Origin of the sequence: Chryseobacterium sp. OSA05B (assembly GCF_019970065.1) — a bacterium.
Taxonomy (GTDB): domain Bacteria; phylum Bacteroidota; class Bacteroidia; order Flavobacteriales; family Weeksellaceae; genus Chryseobacterium.
Map to the genome: position 1 here is coordinate 1,367,370 of NZ_JAHXYH010000001.1, position 18,161 is coordinate 1,385,530.

The 18,161-nt window shown below is 38.7% G+C and carries 15 protein-coding genes and 1 tRNA gene; 1 reads left to right on the forward strand and 15 read right to left on the reverse strand.

The genetic code is table 11. The features are described 5' to 3' along the window. Positions 1–30: 30 nt before the first annotated feature. The 8 genes from rpoB to rplK form a co-directional block, all read right to left on the reverse strand. Complete coding sequence (rpoB, locus tag LC419_RS06250) at positions 31–3,852, reverse strand: DNA-directed RNA polymerase subunit beta (RefSeq protein WP_223606545.1); 3,822 nt, start codon at positions 3,850–3,852, stop codon at positions 31–33. Positions 3,853–4,313: 461 nt separating this feature from the next. Next, positions 4,314–6,914, reverse strand: a complete 2,601-nt coding sequence (locus LC419_RS06255; protein ID WP_223606546.1) for a T9SS type A sorting domain-containing protein — start codon at positions 6,912–6,914, stop codon at positions 4,314–4,316. 40 nt (positions 6,915–6,954) lie between these two features. Then, positions 6,955–8,127, reverse strand: coding sequence for a hypothetical protein (locus tag LC419_RS06260; RefSeq protein ID WP_223606547.1), 1,173 nt, complete (start codon positions 8,125–8,127; stop codon positions 6,955–6,957). 138 nt (positions 8,128–8,265) lie between these two features. Beyond that, positions 8,266–8,799: a hypothetical protein gene (locus tag LC419_RS06265; RefSeq protein ID WP_223606548.1), complete on the reverse strand. Its 534-nt coding sequence runs from the start codon at positions 8,797–8,799 to the stop codon at positions 8,266–8,268. Between the two features lie 272 nt (positions 8,800–9,071). After that, positions 9,072–9,440 (reverse strand): 50S ribosomal protein L7/L12, encoded by a 369-nt coding sequence (gene rplL, locus LC419_RS06270; protein WP_034723387.1) that lies wholly within the window; start codon positions 9,438–9,440, stop codon positions 9,072–9,074. Between the two features lie 46 nt (positions 9,441–9,486). Continuing rightward, positions 9,487–10,083, reverse strand: coding sequence for a 50S ribosomal protein L10 (rplJ, locus tag LC419_RS06275; RefSeq protein WP_223606549.1), 597 nt, complete (start codon positions 10,081–10,083; stop codon positions 9,487–9,489). A 17-nt stretch (positions 10,084–10,100) separates the two neighbouring features. Beyond that, positions 10,101–10,793, reverse strand: coding sequence for a 50S ribosomal protein L1 (gene rplA / locus LC419_RS06280; RefSeq protein WP_034723382.1), 693 nt, complete (start codon positions 10,791–10,793; stop codon positions 10,101–10,103). Between the two features lie 11 nt (positions 10,794–10,804). Then, positions 10,805–11,251: a 50S ribosomal protein L11 gene (gene rplK, locus LC419_RS06285; protein ID WP_034723381.1), complete on the reverse strand. Its 447-nt coding sequence runs from the start codon at positions 11,249–11,251 to the stop codon at positions 10,805–10,807. Positions 11,252–11,449: 198 nt separating this feature from the next. On the opposite strand from rplK, the gene LC419_RS06290 reads away from it, so the two are divergent. Beyond that, entirely contained in the window at positions 11,450–13,312 is a 1,863-nt protein-coding gene (locus tag LC419_RS06290) for a BspA family leucine-rich repeat surface protein (RefSeq protein ID WP_223606550.1), read from the forward strand. Between the two features lie 145 nt (positions 13,313–13,457). Here the strand turns inward: LC419_RS06290 and LC419_RS06295 are convergent, their stop codons facing one another. The 7 genes from LC419_RS06295 to tuf form a co-directional block, all read right to left on the reverse strand. Continuing rightward, positions 13,458–14,126: a hypothetical protein gene (locus tag LC419_RS06295; protein WP_223606551.1), complete on the reverse strand. Its 669-nt coding sequence runs from the start codon at positions 14,124–14,126 to the stop codon at positions 13,458–13,460. A gap of 8 nt (positions 14,127–14,134) precedes the next feature. After that, on the reverse strand, positions 14,135–14,782 hold the full coding sequence (locus LC419_RS06300; protein ID WP_223606552.1) for a hypothetical protein: 648 nt from the start codon (positions 14,780–14,782) through the stop codon (positions 14,135–14,137). Positions 14,783–14,795: 13 nt separating this feature from the next. After that, positions 14,796–15,413: a hypothetical protein gene (locus LC419_RS06305; protein ID WP_223606553.1), complete on the reverse strand. Its 618-nt coding sequence runs from the start codon at positions 15,411–15,413 to the stop codon at positions 14,796–14,798. A gap of 386 nt (positions 15,414–15,799) precedes the next feature. Further along, positions 15,800–16,342, reverse strand: coding sequence for a transcription termination/antitermination protein NusG (gene nusG, locus LC419_RS06310; RefSeq protein ID WP_034749670.1), 543 nt, complete (start codon positions 16,340–16,342; stop codon positions 15,800–15,802). 17 nt (positions 16,343–16,359) lie between these two features. After that, a complete protein-coding gene (gene secE, locus LC419_RS06315; protein WP_034702507.1) occupies positions 16,360–16,566 on the reverse strand; it encodes a preprotein translocase subunit SecE in 207 nt (68 codons plus the stop codon). Between the two features lie 12 nt (positions 16,567–16,578). Then, positions 16,579–16,649, reverse strand: a tRNA-Trp gene (locus tag LC419_RS06320). Positions 16,650–16,703: 54 nt separating this feature from the next. After that, on the reverse strand, positions 16,704–17,915 hold the full coding sequence (tuf, locus tag LC419_RS06325) for an elongation factor Tu (RefSeq protein ID WP_034723377.1): 1,212 nt from the start codon (positions 17,913–17,915) through the stop codon (positions 16,704–16,706). Positions 17,916–18,161 lie beyond the last annotated feature (246 nt).

Sequence of the window (18,161 nt, forward strand, 5' to 3'; positions counted from 1 at the left end):
GATTCAAAATTCAACATTCAAAATTTAAAATTATTCCTCAAGTCTTACATCAAGTCCAAGTCCTTGTAACTCGTGAAGTAATACATTGAATGATTCCGGAATACCTGGTTCAGGCATAGATTCACCTTTTGCAATAGCTTCATAAGTTTTCGCTCTACCAATCACGTCATCAGACTTCACTGTCAAGATTTCTCTCAAGATGTTAGATGCTCCAAATGCTTCAAGAGCCCAAACCTCCATCTCTCCGAATCTCTGACCTCCGAACTGAGCTTTACCTCCTAACGGCTGCTGAGTAATCAATGAGTAAGGACCGATAGAACGTGCGTGCATTTTATCATCAACCATGTGTCCCAGTTTCAGCATGTAGATAATACCTACGGTAGCCGGCTGAGTAAATCTTTCTCCAGTACCCCCATCATAAAGGTGAGTGTTACCGAATTTAGGAAGACCTGCTTTCTCTGTGTATTCAGTAATCTGATCAAGAGTAGCTCCATCAAAGATTGGTGTAGCGAACGTCATTCCCAGTTTCTGACCAGCCCATCCAAGAACTGTTTCATAAATCTGTCCGATGTTCATACGAGAAGGTACCCCAAGTGGATTCAATACGATATCTACCGGTGTTCCGTCTTCAAGGAATGGCATATCTTCTTCACGAACGATTCTTGAAACGATACCTTTGTTACCGTGACGTCCTGCCATTTTATCCCCTACGTTCAACTTACGTTTCTTAGCGATATATACTTTAGCCAATTTCATGATACCAGCCGGAAGCTCATCTCCGATTGAAATAGCAAATTTCTCACGGTTTTTAACTCCCTGGATATCGTTGAACTTGATTTTATAATTGTGAATTAATTGTTTAACCAATTCATTCTTATCGTTATCTACCGTCCAGTCTGCACCGCTTACGTTAACGTAATCTTCAACTGAAGTCAATAATTTGTGAGTGAATTTCACACCTTTACCGATGATTTCCTCATCAAGGTCGTTGGTTACTCCCTGAGAAGTTTTACCACCTACCAGTGTATTTAATTTTTCAATTAAAGTATTTCTCAACTCATCAAACTTAGCCTTGTAAGTGTTTTCAATCTCTTCAAGTTTAAGTTTTTCTTCAGTTCTCTTCTTTTTATCTTTAATGTTTCTAGAGAACAATTTTTTGTTGATCACAACTCCTCTTAGTGATGAATCCGCTTTCAATGAAGCATCTTTCACATCACCGGCTTTGTCACCGAAAATCGCTCTAAGAAGTTTTTCTTCAGGAGTCGGGTCAGATTCACCTTTTGGAGTGATCTTACCGATCATAATATCTCCAGGTTTCACTTCAGCACCGATTCTGATCATACCGTTCTCATCAAGATCTTTGGTAGCTTCTTCAGAAACGTTTGGAATATCAGCTGTAAGCTCTTCCATACCTAGTTTGGTATCACGAACTTCAAGAGAATATTCATCTACGTGGATTGAAGTAAACCAGTCTTCACGTACCACTTTTTCGTTGATTACGATCGCATCCTCAAAGTTGTATCCTTTCCAAGGCATGAACGCTACCACTAAGTTTCTACCAAGAGCCAATTCTCCGTTTTCAGTAGCATAACCGTCGCAAAGTACCTGACCTTTCTGTACCGTTTCACCTACTCTTACGTTTGGTCTTAGGGTAATAGTCGTACTCTGGTTGGTTTTTCTGAACTTAGTAAGGTGGTATGTTTTAGTAGCAGACTCGAATTGTACTAAATCCTCGTCGTCGCTTCTTTCATATTTAATAGTGATCTTATCAGCATCTACATATTCTACAAGACCTGTACCTTCAGCATTGATCAAGATTCTTGAATCTTTAGCAACCTGCTGTTCCAGACCTGTACCTACGATTGGAGCTTGTGGCTTCAACAATGGAACGGCCTGACGCATCATGTTAGATCCCATCAATGCACGGTTCGCATCATCATGCTCCAGGAATGGAATTAATGAAGCTGAAATACCAGAGATCTGGTTTGGTGCAACGTCGATAAGGTTAACCTGAGACGGCTCAACTACAGGGTAGTCACCATCTAGTCTTGCAATAATCCTGTCTGTTAAGAATTCACCGCTATCCGTTAATTCTACGTTTGCCTGAGCAATTACTTTATCTTCTTCGTCTTCTGCATTCAGATAAATAGGATCAGCAGATAGATCGATCTTACTATTTTCTACTTTTCTGTATGGAGTTTCGATGAAACCAAGGTTGTTGATCTTAGCATAAATACCTAAAGATGAAATCAAACCGATGTTTGGTCCTTCCGGAGTTTCAATCGGACAAATTCTTCCGTAGTGGGTATGGTGAACGTCACGAACCTCGAAACCTGCTCTTTCTCTTGATAAACCACCAGGCCCTAGTGCAGAAAGTCTACGCTTGTGCGTGATCTCTGATAGCGGGTTGGTCTGGTCCATGAACTGAGAAAGCTGGTTGGTACCGAAGAACGAGTTAATTACTGATGTTAATGTCTTAGCATTTACAAGGTCAAGCGGAGTAAAGATTTCGTTATCTCTAACGTTCATTCTTTCCTTGATTGTTCTTGCAATTCTTGAAAGACCTACACCGAACTGTCCTGCTAGCTGCTCTCCAACCGTCTTGATTCTTCTGTTAGATAAGTGGTCAATATCATCCACCTCCGCTTTAGAGTTAACCAATTCGATCAAGTGTCTTACGATAGCAATGATATCTTCTTTTGTAAGAACCTCAGTAGTTGTAGGGATATTAAGACCTAACTTTTTGTTTAGTCTGTAACGTCCTACTTCCCCTAATGAATATCTCTGCTCAGAGAAGAATAATTTCTCAATGATTCCTCTTGCCGTTTCCTCATCTGGTGGATCTGCATTTCTTAACTGACGGTAGATGTACTCTACTGCTTCTTTTTCAGAGTTCGTAGGGTCTTTCTGTAATGTATTCTGGATGATAGAGAATTCATTGCTGTTTTCTTTGTGAATCAGGATAGATTTCACACCAGCATCAAGAATAAGATCTAAATGTTCTTTTTCAAGAATCGTTTCTCTGTCTAAGATGATCTCGTTTCTTTCGATAGAAACTACTTCACCTGTATCTTCGTCTACGAAATCCTCGAACCAAGTGTTCAATACTCTCGCAGCCAATGTTCTTCCTTCCACTTTTTTAAGGGCAGCTTTAGAAACTTTCACTTCTTCAGCAAGGTCGAAGATCTGAAGGATGTCCTTATCAGATTCATAACCAATCGCTCTTAACAGGGTAGTTAATGGTAACTTTTTCTTACGGTCGATATACGCATACATTACGCTGTTGATATCTGTCGTAAATTCCATCCAAGATCCTTTGAAAGGGATAATTCTTGAATAGTACAGTTTAGTTCCGTTTGCGTGGTAAGTCTGTCCGAAGAATACACCAGGTGAACGGTGAAGCTGCGTAACAATAACTCTCTCAGCACCGTTGATGATGAAAGATCCACTAGGCGTCATATAAGGAACCGGGCCTAAATACACATCCTGAACCACAGTCTGGAAATCCTCGTGCTCAGGGTCTGTACAATACAATTTAAGTCTTGCTTTAAGAGGAACGGAATACGTCAATCCTCTTTCCACACACTCGTTAATTGAATAACGTGGAGAATCTACCAGATAATCAAGGAATTCCAATACAAACTGATTTCTAGAATCGGTAATTGGGAAGTTTTCCTGGAAGGTTCTGTATAAACCTTCGTCTGTTCTGTCTTCTGGAAGGGTATCAAGCTGGAAAAAATCTCTGAAAGACTCTAACTGGATGTCCAGGAAGTCAGGAGTGATAATTTTCCCTTTAGCTGATGAGAAGTTAATTCTCTGATTCCCCCTTGTTGTTGCTGTTGTTTTACTCATAAAACTTTTAAGAAAGGGTTAAAAAATATTTTGATTCATTCAAAAATATCAGAAGAAGACAAAAAGAGAAAAGACGAAAGAGAAAAGAATAAGTGTGAAAATTTTGGCGCAATTATCGGTCTTTATTCTTTGTTCTTTATTCTAAAAAGTCTTTGATCTAACTTCTAACTGCAACGCTGGTATATCTTTTCACAGCGTAATGCAAAATATTTTTATTACTTTTGAGGCGGAATGAGCCGCAGTATCTATATACAAGAAACCCCTTTCATTATTTTCCATGAAAGAGCTGATTTCCAATATTTTATAGATTTTCGTACAATGATTCGCGCCAAAAGAGGGACAAAATTACAAAAATTTATCCACATAGACAAATAAAACCACTTCATTTTGAGAACGTTAAAAGTATTTCAATAAGAAAGGCCATCCTTAGGGACGGCCTTTCATGTATAGATTATGAAAAATTACTTCACAATGATCTTATAAGATTTCACTGTTGACTTGGTTTCTATTTTCACCATATAGATTCCTGCCGGAAGTGAAGCCGTATTGATCTCAGCATTACCAGAGAATTTATCCGATCTTATCAACTGTCCTTGAGCAGAGAATAGGGTATAAACTCCTGCTTCTTCAGATCTTATATTAAGGTTTTCACCTGATTTTACAGGGTTTGGATATACCTTGATATCGTTAGCCTTTTCTGTAACATCAGGATCTGTAATTCCTTTTGCATTGGTCTTCATTGCATTTTTCAACAGAGTAGCATATGGTGAAAGCGGAGAATCCGGTGCTCCCCTCTTCACAAGGTCTGTATCTACAACCGCCTGAATACCATCTTTGTCAAGATCCACAATTCTGGAAATAAATCCTGCTCCGAAATCATCCAGATCTCCTTTACCAATCGCATACAGGTCAAAATCAATTCCGTTTGAATTCAAATCAATGAAATCCGGTTTATCATCATTATCTGTATTTTTCAGAGGATATTTCAGTATTCCTGAATCCGGAGAAGTTTCCAGGATATCCGCAATACCGTTAGTTCCTACTGCAACACCTTTATCAATAATACCGTTACGATCTGTATCGATCTGGTTAACAACTGATGTTGGAATACCGGATTCAAATAAATCTAAGACACCGTCATTATCAGAATCTAAATCAAGGTAGCTGGAAATTCCGTCTCCCAATACCTGAACCGGTCCGAATACTCCTTCCGTATCATCATCTTCAAACTTACCGTTTTTATCAAGATCTTCTAAAGCATCAGGAATTCCGTCATTATCAGAATCTAGATCACAAGCATCCACAATACCATCTCCATCTGTATCCAGTGTAGGCGATTTATCGTTTACAGCCGTACATCCTTCTGCACAGTCAGGAATACCGTTTCCGTTTAAGTCAATGCTGTCATTACCGTTCGGACACTGGTCAAAGCAGTTAGGTACCCCATCATTATCATCATCTCTGCTTGCAAACGCGTTGTAGATGTTATAGTTTTGAGGAATACGTACGCCGGTACCACTGTAGAAGGTCACTTTAATACGGTTGAAAGGCTTTGTAGACTTTCCGCCTACATAAAATTTATTGGAATCCGTAGTGAAAAAATTTCCACTGATCAAACTTCCCGTACTCGTGAAAGTATCCGTCTGTGTGTTATTATTGTAAAGTGTTACAGTAATATTTTCAAGAACGCTCACCCCGATAAGGTTAGCCGCTTTTTCCAAGGTAAATCCTGCATAGGTATTGGCAGGAAGTAAAGTATTGCTACTCACTGTAGCATAAGCTGAGAAGATACTCAGAAATGAAGCCGCAGGAAGTGTTGCCGTTGCATAATTGGAAGTATTAGTATCTACAATAGCAGACGCGTTGGTCATTTTAGCCAAAATAAGACCTAGAAACCCGGGACCTGAAGTCCAGTTAGATCCGGTTACAATATTACCGGGAATAGCAGAACCACTGGTCTGAATTTTATCATTACACTCGCAAGATGCAGGCTCTTCAAATGCATAGTACACTTTTAAAGATCCTAAATTAACCCCTACAGTCTGAGTAATTTTTAAACGTACTTCGTTGAATGGTTTGGTAGAAGTAAGGGTTACCTTTTGTTTTCCTGAACCGAAGCCTAAAACTTTGATATTAATCAGTCCACCCCCATCAAATAGTGTTTTGGAGTCCTGAAGCTGTCCGTATAAATAAGTTTCTACCGTAATATTTTTAAGGAATTCCGCACTTAACAATTTTCCTTCATCGTCAGGAGAAATTACAAAACCGGTTTTGTTTCCGGCAGGATAGACTTGATTTTTATCTAATACCCCTACTGAATAAGACCCAAGAAGCCCTACAGGCAATACAACAGATCCATAAGAGTTTTTATCTCCATCTCCTATTCTCTCTTTATTCTGAATAAATGAAAGCGGAGCCAGGAAACTGCTGCTTCCGGATACATTACCATCTACCCCACTTCCCGCTATGATGTCGTCACAGATACCATTCTGGTCAACAGGTACTTTGGCAGGATCGAATGCAAATGCATAATACACATTCATTGAACTGAATACAGACAGTGCATTCGTTTGATATAATCTTACTTCATTAAACTCCTTTGTTGTTTTTAAATGAAGAAAAATTCTGTTCTTGCTTCCACCGAATGCAGGAACAGATAATAAAGTACTGCTGGTAGTCGTTTCCTGCAGCACTCCATTTTTGTAGGTACTGATTCTTAGTGAACTTAATAAATCTACCGTAATGAAACTTGTCCCAAGATCCACATTAAATCCGGTGACATATCCGGCCGGATAAGTCATGTTTGTATTCTTTACAGAAATACCGTTTCCACTTAAAAGGGAAGCGAAATTCCCCATGCTTACACTGTTGTCAAGGTTTGCATCCACTACCGGATTCATACTTCCACTATAGCATGCCAGACAGATTCCTGAATTGTTAACAGGCTTTGCCTCTACCCCCATCCCACGGATAGGTTCGTACCCTTTTTGAGCAGATATCGCTGCAGACATCATGAATACCATGAGTAGTGCCGCCAATCTATCGAATAATTTTTTTGCCATTGTTTTGTTTTTATTTTATGTTAAAGATTTGTGTTTCTTATTATAAATTCTGCCACCCGTAAGTAGTGTTATTGGTTTGTCTGCAGCCCACGAAATTACCCGATGTCACACCCAGCACAGTGGTCACCTCATAAATGATGGATCCCGCATTACCGGCATCACAGGTAGGTCTTGCAGCCGTGGATTTAATCTGAACCGCCTTGCTTACTTCAAGATCTGCGTAGTTGGTGGAATTGGGATTCATATTGATCCCTACATCGGTAAGCACTGTCCCTACAGCTCCCTGTCCGGAAAACACCTGTGTCGTGTTGGCATAGGTAGATTGGCTCCCTTGGGAGGTTCCCCCGATTCCTATTGCGATAGAACCTGTTCCGGCCACCGTATTGTTGCTGCCAAAAGCGAAATTATTCAGTGTGACCGTGTTATTGGCTCCAAAAGCAAAACCACCTCCTGAAGCATCATTGGAATATCCTACGGCAACTGCTACAGAGTTTCCTGTTTTATTAAATCCTCCGAAAGCGAAGTTATTGGCAGATACCGCTGTATTTCCGGCACCAAAAGCCTTCCCCCCACTGCTCACTATATTGGCTGATCCGATAGCAACTCCGGGAAAATTGGCCGCTGAAGCAGTTGCTGTATTTCCTCTTCCAAGCGCTATATTATTGGAAGTAGCATTGATTACATTCGTGCTTCCCCATGAAAGGCTGGAACCATTTTCCCCTCCTCCTGACAAACCTCCTGCAGCATCCAGAACCGCATGAACTTTATTGGCCGTGATCATGACAAGGTCAGCAGTTCCTTTAGTTCCCAGATAATTGGCGGACGCCGGTGCAGCTCCCAACACCTCTGCTGATGTAGAAATTTCACCACTGGCATTTCCTTTCACCTGCCATTCTGTGCCGGTCTGTTTTTGCCATTGTGTTCCGTCAAAATAATAATATCCCGGAGTGGTAATATTGACCGTCTGTCCAGCCGGTGCAATGTCTGCCAATGTCACATAGACCAATGCTCCTATCTGAGGAGTGCCATATGTTTTTTTGTTCAGCTCAGTCTCAGTCAGTCTTGGAGCAATAATCCCATCCATTTTTGTGGTGACTGAAGGAGATCCAACCACATCCAGGGTTGCCTGGCCTTGATTGGTATTAATTCCTACTTGTGCGTTTACCCCAATATACAAGGACAAAGCCGCGAGCGTTAATAATCTGTTTTTCATTTTTAGTGATATTTGTCTTTTTTTGTGTGTTTTATTTTTCAGAGGAGGCATACCTTATCTTTTTACACCCTGGTCCGGAGTGGAAAATGCTTATTTTTCGTTAAAGTATATGGATGGTAGTGTCTGCCTGCGGTTGGGTTAAGATAATTTATCAGGAAATTCAATAATAGAATCAAAACCTCCCAGACTTTTAGAATCTTCGACGGAATAGCTGACTGATGTTCCGTATTGTCCAACTTTCATATCATCAGATGCAAGATCTGAATGATGACTTGTGCACAGTTTATCGGATGTCATAAAAGAAAGGATTTTCTTTAAAGAATCATTGGAAACCAAAGCAGGACGGATAGATTCCGTACTCCCGGTTTTCCCATGATATGCGTTTCTGAAACTCATCTTATTCTTCTGCTGTTCTCTATCAGTACTCATTTCCGGGGAAATGTTGCTGACAGCAGGAATACATGGTTCAATAGCAGGGCTTACCACTTTATCTTTTCCTGAGCTATCTGTATGGTTTTCAAAAGAATCTGGTTTATGAGAATAGCATAAGGAAACAGTAGATTGTTGTACTGTTGAAGATATGGTGCTTAGACTTCCTATCTGCATTGCAGCCAGCATACTGATACAATATGCTACAGCAGAGCCATAGAAGATAAAGTAACTTCTTTTCAAATGGTGTGTGTTTTTTTCGGTACAAATATAGTAATTTTTCAATCAAAACAATATTTTAATATTAAATTTTAATATAAAATATACAATTCTATGAATAATAAATATTTAATTATGTTAATTTTAATAAAATCAATAATCATATTCAAATATACCACAACACACGGTAAACATATTCAAATACCGTTGGGAAATATTTACGGTTTTGAAATATCATAAAAATAAAAAAAGCCCGGACATTACTGTCCGGGCTTCCTATTTTATAGTAAATTGAATTATTTCAATTCTACTTCAGCACCAGCTTCTTCTAATTGCTTCTTAAGAGCTTCAGCTTCGTCTTTAGAGATTCCTTGCTTGATAGCAGCAGGAGCTCCGTCTACGATATCTTTAGCTTCTTTAAGACCAGCACCAGTTAAATCTTTTACTAATTTAACGATAGCCAATTTAGAAGCACCTGCAGACTTAAGAATTACGTCGAATTCAGTCTTTTCTTCAGCAGCTTCACCTGCACCACCTGCAGCAACTACTACAGCAGCAGCAGCTGGCTCAATTCCGTACTCATCCTTAAGGATAGTAGCTAATTCGTTTACGTCTTTTACAGTTAGGTTTACTAGCGTTTCAGCTAAATTTTTTAAATCTGACATTGTTGTAATGTTTTTGTTGATTATTTATTTAATTTTTTGAGAGTAATTATTCAGCAGCTGGCGTTTCGTCAGTGCTTTCTGCAGCAGGAGCCTCTGTAGCTTCAGCAGCAGGAGTTTCTTCTACAGCAGGTGCAGCAGCTTCTTCAGTTGCAGTTTCTACTGTTTCAGATTTGTTTTGAAGAGCAGAAACAACTCTTTGAATTGGAGACTGAAGTAATCCGATGATTTCACCGATCATTTCTTCTCTAGACTTAATGCTTACTAGCGCATCAAGGTTGTTGTCACCAACATAGAAAGTTTCCTGAACGAAAGCAGACTTTAAAGCCGGCTTCTCTTCTTTTTTTCTAAAGTCTTTGATTAATTTTGCAGGAGCATTAGCTGTTTCAGCAATCATCAAAGCAGAGTTACCTTTGAAAGTTTCAAACATTTCAGAGAAATCTACTCCGTCAATTTGCTCCATTGCTTTTTGTAAAAGTGTATTTTTCACCACTTTCACTTTGATATTCTGCTTGAAAGCCTGTCTTCTGAAGTCAGAAGATTTAGCAGCGTTCAAACCGTCTAGATCTGCTACGTAAACTACTTTCGCATCCTGAAGCAAATCTTTGATCTCTTGTATTGCTACAACTTTTTGGTCTTTTGTCATTGTCTTAAGGATTATTATTAGTTAACAGATTTACTATCAATTGCAATACCCGGGCTCATTGTAGAAGAAAGATAAACACTCTTCACATAAGTACCTTTAGCAGCAGTTGGTTTCATTTTGATCAATGTCGAAATTAATTCCTGAGCATTTTCTTTGATCTTAGCAGCATCGAAAGATACTTTACCAATACCAGCATGGATAATACCATACTTGTCTACTTTGAAATCAATTTTACCTGCTTTTACTTCAGCTACTGCTTTACCAATTTCCATGGTTACAGTTCCTGATTTAGGGTTTGGCATTAAACCTCTTGGACCTAATACTCTACCTAATGGACCTAATTTACCCATAACAGCTGGCATCGTAACGATAACGTCAACGTCTGTCCAACCTTCTTTTATTTTCTGTAAATATTCGTCAAGACCTACATAGTCAGCTCCAGCTTCTTTAGCTTCAGCTTCTTTATCTGGTGTAACAAGTGCTAAAACTTTAACATCTTTACCAGTTCCGTGAGGAAGAGATACTACACCTCTTACCATTTGGTTTGCTTTTCTTGGATCTACACCCAATCTTACAGCGATATCTACAGAAGCATCAAACTTCGTAGTGTTTACTTCTTTTACAAGAGCAGAACCTTCTTCAAGGCTATAGATTCTTCCTTTTTCTACTTTGCTTAAAGCTTCCTTTTGCTTTTTAGTCAATTTTGCCATTTCTATTAGTTTTAAGCGTTAAAAGTTGGTTTAGTTCCTGTTACTCTTAATCCCATAGATCTAGCAGTACCTGCAACCATAGAAACTGCAGAATCGATTGTAAAGCAGTTAAGGTCAGTCATTTTATCCTCAGCGATTTTCTTCACCTGATCCCAAGACACAGAACCTACTTTGTTTCTGTTTGGTTCACCGGAACCTCCCTTGATCTTAGCTGCATCCATCAATTGGATCGCTGCAGGTGGAGTTTTAATAACGAATTCAAAAGATTTGTCTTCGTATACTGTAATTACTACAGGTAAAACTTGCCCTGGCTTATCTTGGGTTCTCCCGTTAAATTGCTTACAAAACTCCATGATGTTCACACCTGCAGAACCCAATGCTGGACCTACTGGTGGAGAAGGGTTAGCTGCGCCACCTTTCACCTGAAGCTTTACCATTTTAAAGACTTTCTTAGCCATTTTTAATTTTTTTAGTTTGAATAATTAATGAGTTTGGAAGCATTTATTATTCAGCAGATTACCGACTCACATACAGTAAATCTACTTTTCGGACTGCAAAATTATGAAATATTTTTGAATTAGCAAATGGAATGTGTTGATTTTTAGAAAGAATTACAAATAATTATTTTTTTTCTACATTTACAAAAAACGAAATCTATGAAACTGAAATATATACTTTTAAGTATTTTTCTACTGTTTTGTTTTAGCATCAAAGCGCAAAATGAGTTTACCACCATATGGAAACCAAGCAATACAGGTTCTCTGTCTACTCCCAGCACGTCTACTCAAATTCTGTTTCCAGGCGTAGGAACCAACTATAAAATCTATTGGGAAGAAGTAGGGTATCCTGCCCACAACGGAACATTGAATAATGTAACTACCGTATTGGGGGTTCCTCTTTTAATTGATTTTGGGACATCGTATAATCCAGTAGCCAATAATGCGACCTACACTCTAAAGGTAAGTCCGGAAAATGGAAGCTTTCACCGGATCTGTTTTTACACTACCTCTACAGCCGTTCGTGGTGACATTTACAAAATCATTGATGTAGCCCAATGGGGAAATATTCAATGGTCGAGCATGGAAAATGCTTTTTTTTATTGTGAAGAAATGGATGTTACAGCCACAGATATTCCTCTTTTAAGCTACCTTACCAATATGTCAGGGATTTTTGCGGGATGCTACAAACTGGTAGGAAATTCTTCTTTCAGTAACTGGGATGTTTCTCATGTGACCAAAATGCACCAAAGTTTCTATTTTGCCAAACTATTCAATCAACCTATCAGCAGCTGGGATATTTCCAATGTCACGGATATTTCATTGATGTTTATGGCGGCAGGGCAGTTTAATCAGCCTGTAGGAAACTGGGATACTTCAAATGTTACCAATATGCAATTTACTTTTTCATCTGCATCTGCGTTCAATCAACCTCTTTCCAGCTGGAATACTTCAAAAGTCACCAATATGAACGGACTGTTTTTCGGCACTGCAGTATTCAATCAGCCTATTGGAAATTGGGACACTTCAAATGTTAAAGATATGAGTTACCTGTTTTCAGATGCACTGATGTTCAACCAGCCCATTTCAAACTGGGATACCTCTAAAGTGACGAATATGCGTTATATGTTTCATAAAACGTATAAGTTTGATCAGCCTATAGAAAACTGGGATACTTCAAATGTTACGGATATGTCTGGTCTATTCAGTGAAAGTAAACTTTTTAACCAACCCATAGAAAGCTGGAATACTGTAAAGGTGACCAATATGGCGAATATGTTCAGCTTGTCTGAAAAATTCAATCAGCCTATAGGAAACTGGAATACTTCAATAGTTGCCGAAATGAGCTATATGTTTACGCATGCCTTGGTTTTTAATCAGCCTATAGGAAACTGGGATACCTCAAATGTAACCAATATGTATGGTATGTTTAGTGATAACACTATTTTCAATCAGCCTATAGGAAATTGGGATACGTCAGCAGTAAAGGATATGCGGACTATGTTTAAAAATGCCACAGCTTTCAATCAGGACCTGGGAACCTGGAATTTGTATGCGGTTACCCAAATGAATGCTATGCTGGATTTCTCAGGTTTATCCTGTACTAATTACAATACTACATTACAGGGCTGGGCCAACAGCATTTCCAGTCCCAACGCAATGTCCCTGGGCGCCTCCGGATTAGTTTACTCCACTCCTCAGGCATTATCAGCAAGAAACGGTCTGATCAATTTTAAAAACTGGACCATTACCAATGACACCTACAATCCGGAATGTAATATGCTTTCCACTTCTGAGGTGAGAAAAAGTAATTTAAGTATATATCCGAACCCGGTAAAGAATACCCTCTTTTTCACAGAAAACCTGTCTGATATAGAAATCTACACTTTAGAAGGAAGACTGTTAAAAAATAATCTGACTGGAAAACAAGCAGATGTTTCAGCACTGCCGAAAGGAATTTATCTGCTGAAAGCAACAGATAAAGCTCAAAATATAATACATAAAAAATTTATAAAGGATTAATTCAGACACAGCCTGCCTATTTTGAATTTTCTCCACAGTAATGATCAGTCTCCTTACTTTTTGTCTCATCATTACAATATATTTATGGCACTAAAAAAGCCACATCATCAGATGTGGCTTAATATATAGGTAAAAAGATCTTCGATTAAAATCCAGAAGGCTTGTTCACTGTACGTGCAGAACCGTTTGTTCCTCCGAGATCAGTATTGATATCGGTGATATTCTGCTTTGTGATCAGTCTTTTATAGGCCATCAGATAAAGATCTACTGTAAAATTATTATATGTTCTTCCCGGATTGGCAGAAGTGAGGGCAATAAGCTTACTGTCTGTAAACCTTGCTCTGACATGCCATGTCCCTTTACTTTTAAATGCAGTCACGTCCGGAGATCCCTGTCTGTTGTCATTCGTTCCGTTATCACCATAGTCCAATGCTACGTTGGTGGTTCCGTCATTCATTTTAAATGAGTAATTGTGAACTACGACAAGAAATTTATCTGCATCAATCTTGGTGTCGTAATCTGTAATGCCTGCTCCCGAAATTCCGGTAAGAGAAAGTTTGAGATAATTAAACAGCCCGCTGCTCTCCAAAGTTGGATCATAAAGCTGAAGTGAATTTTCAGAAGTAGCCAGAAAGCTCCCTCCGGTCATTGTAGGTTCTCCCGGACTTCTAAGATACAAAGTGTTTGTATAGGTTTGACCGTTGACGTCCAATGTTTCTTTTGGATCGGTGGTTTTAATTCCTACTCTTCCGGACTGGGCATTCATCATAATTCCCAGAAATACTATCATTACAATATAAATTCTTTTTTCCATGATCATCATTATTGAAGCCCTAAAGGCGTGTTAGTTGAAACTCCTGAATACACCGGTGAAGCCGAAGCCGAAACAGATCCTGTGAATGTTCCCCATTCTTTTACCAGAGATTTTTCAAAGACATTAAGGGTAAGCGTCCATGTTCCGTTTGTAGAAGATACCGTGCCCGCCCCCTTAAAGCTTAAATTGACGGCATGATAGGTCTTTCCTCCACTAGTCACCTGAGTCACTTCTGTAGAATAAGCCCCGAAAGACTTAGGATTTGTGGATGTATTCACTGCTGAAACAGCATTTGAAAAAACAGCACCGGTGATCGCTACAACATATTTACTGGTTTCTAAACCTGTATTCAGATTAATAACTTCGTCCTGGCTTACATTTTTCAGAATAACATTATAGGTATTAACCGGTGCTACGTTACGCAGCGATATGTCAAGCATCTTAATTTTTCCCACAGGAGAAGTGTCCTTTGAACGGGTCAAAAGAAAATAATTTCCTCTTGCCGGTGAGTTTACAGTATCTACAAGATAAGACTCTACCAGAGTTTCTCCCGCTACATCTAAAGTTCCCTGAGGATTTGCAGTATTAATTCCAACCTGAGCTCTTGCGGCAAAAAAAGTACCCGCCACAAGAAAGAATGTGGTCAATTTTTTCATTATGTTATGTTTTTTATTGAAGTAATGGAGCTGCAGCTGCACCTGTGGTGGAAGCACCCAGATCCTGTGTAGTATTAAGTTCTTTTGCATAGGCTTTGTCAAAAACCAGTAAATTCAACGTCCACTCTCCGGTAGGAAAAGAGCTGTCCGGAGCAAAGCCCTGGTAGTCTGCTTTCAGTTTCCATGTTCCACCGGAAGAATAAGCAAAAATCTGCGGTACCGGTGTCAGCCAGTCTGCCGAATAGGTTCTTACCGCCTGTGTAAATCCGAAAGAAGAAATCACCACAAGAAATTTGTTTGAATTGATCTTTGTATCAAACTGATTCACCCAGTCTTTATCTGTAGGATCGCAGGTGATTTTAAACTGAATAAGATTGATGGGTGCCGGAGAATTGGGTACAAAAGTATCATTGTAAGCCGTAATTTTGTTTTCCGGAGCGGGAGATTTGATCACGAAAGTATAATTTTCATCAGCTCCTAACTTTTCTAAAGGTTTTTTGAAGATCATTCCTGAAGTCTTCATCGTTCCGTTTACTGTCAGATCTTTTTCAGGTTTAGAAGTGTTTATGCCAACCTGAGCGTTCATGAGTGCAGTGCATGCAAAAAGCACCATCGAAATAATTTTAGTCATTGAACTTGTGTATGTGTTTGTTTTTTTTTACTAATCTTTTATTATTTTATCTCTTTAGTGTCCTGAAAAACACAGTAATTGACCATACTCTGCAATGCGCAGGTATAACCATTTAAAAGGATAAAACTTTATGGATTAACTTGATACTACTTTACAAGAAGCATGCCACATGAAAATAAATCAAAAAATAAATCTTTATCTCGATAAAAATCTATCAATTTATCACAAATCAGTGAAAATTAAATAAAAACAAACCCTCTTTTATACGAAGTTTACAATGAAAATTTATTAAAGTATACCACTTTAATAAATTGAGATCAATTTTAAAGTTAAAGCACAAAAAAAGACCGCTGAAAAGCGGTCTTCCTATATTTTGAAAGTATGAATTATACTTTTTCTACCTGCATATAGCTCAACTCCATTGGAGTTTTTCTACCGAAGATCAATACAGATACTTCGATTTTCTTCTTGTCTTCAAGAATCTTCTCAACAGTTCCGTTGAATCCATTGAAAGGTCCGTCAATTACTTTAACGTTTTCACCTACAATGTATGGGATCTCAACATCGCTTGCAAACTCTGAAAGCTCATCCATTCTTCCCAACATTCTGTTTACTTCAGACTTTCTCATGGGAACAGGATCACCTCCTTTCGTTAAGCTAAGGAAAGATATTACTCCCGGAATATTCTTAATCGCGTGAGGAATTTCACCCATCAGATCAGCTTCGATCATCAGGTATCCAGGATAGTAAGGCTTCTCTTTAGGAACTTTTTTACCGTTTCTAATCTGTATAACCTTTTCCATAGGAATAACCACTTGAGTAACGTACTGCTCAAACCCTAGACGTTTGATTTCTGTCTCAATATAGTTTTTCACTTTATTTTCCTGTCCGCTGATTGCTTTCAGCACATACCATTTCAATTCGCTCATTATGGGAAAATACTTTTTTAGTTGAACACGTTAATTAGCATTCCAATTATGTTGCTGATTGCTTTTGAAAACAATTCATCAACTCCAAAGGTAAACAATGCCAAAATCACCGTAGCTATAGTTACTACAATAGTGGAAGACTGAAGATCAGCCCACTTTGGCCATTCAACTTTATGTCTGAATTCGTTATAAGAACCTTTTAAAAAATCAACAAATGAACTCATAATTAATATTTGCACGGGCACAAGGATTCGAACCCTGATCAACGGTTTTGGAGACCGGTATCCTACCATTGGACGATGCCCGTAGATAAAAAGCTTCCGAGAGTTTCCCTTCGGAAGCTTTATTTATTTTAAGATGATTAGTCTAAGATTTCAGTTACCTGACCTGAACCAACTGTTCTACCTCCTTCTCTGATCGCAAATCTAAGACCTACGTTAAGAGCGATTGGCTGTAACAATTCTACAGTGATCTCTAAGTTATCACCAGGCATTACCATTTCTACACCTTCTGGTAAGAAGATCTCACCTGTAACGTCAGTAGTTCTTACGTAGAACTGAGGACGGTACTTGTTGTGGAATGGAGTGTGACGTCCACCTTCTTCCTTAGAAAGGATATAAACAGAAGCTTTGAATTTTTTGTGTGGCTTAACAGAATCTTTCTTAGCGATTACCATACCTCTCTTGATGTCAGTTTTTTCAATACCTCTCAACAATAGACCTACGTTATCTCCAGCTTCACCTCTGTCAAGGATTTTTCTGAACATCTCAACTCCTGTAATAGTAGAAGTTAATTTTTCTTCACCCATACCGATGATATCAACAGGATCACCTGTATTGATAATACCAGCCTCGATTCTACCAGTTGCAACAGTACCTCTACCTGTAATAGAGAATACGTCTTCGATTGGCATCAAGAAAGGCTTATCAGTATCTCTTGGTGGTTGCTCGATCCAAGTATCAACAGCATCCATTAATTCTTCAACGCTCTTGAACCACTTGTCTTCAGTATCAGGAGTAGCTGCTGTAGCTGCTGTAAGAGCACCTAGTGCAGAACCTTGAATTACTGGAGAGTTATCACCGTCGAATTCGTAAGTAGACAATAAGTCTCTAAGTTCCATTTCAACAAGCTCTAATAACTCAGCATCATCTACCATGTCAACTTTGTTCATGAAAACAACGATTCTAGGTACGTTTACCTGACGACAAAGTAGGATATGTTCTCTAGTCTGAGGCATAGGACCGTCAGTTGCAGCACATACTACGATAGCTCCGTCCATTTGAGCAGCACCAGTTACCATGTTCTTTACATAATCCGCGTGACCTGGACAGTCAACGTGAGCATAGTGTCTTTTTTCAGTTTCGTATTCGATGTGAGCAGTATTGATAGTAATACCTCTTTCTTTTTCTTCTGGAGCAGAGTCAATTGCAGAGAAGTCTTTTTTCTCAGCAAGACCTTTGCTAGCTAATACAGCAGAAATTGCAGCTGTAAGAGTAGTTTTACCATGGTCAACGTGACCAATAGTACCAATGTTCAAGTGTGGTTTGTTACGATTAAACGTTTCCTTTGCCATGATTTAAAATTATTTATTTTATTATTTTTCAATTTTTCGGTGTGCAAATATAATGATTTTTTTAAATACCAAAACCTTTTTCATTAAAAAAGTTTTAATATTCAAATCAAAGAAGCACAAACCTTATATTTCAATGTATTGAGACTGCAAATTTACACAAATTTCCGGATTGAAAAAAATCATCTCTACCCTTTTTACTCCAAATGATAAAGTATCTGATTCGTTCTGAATAGTATAGAACCCAAA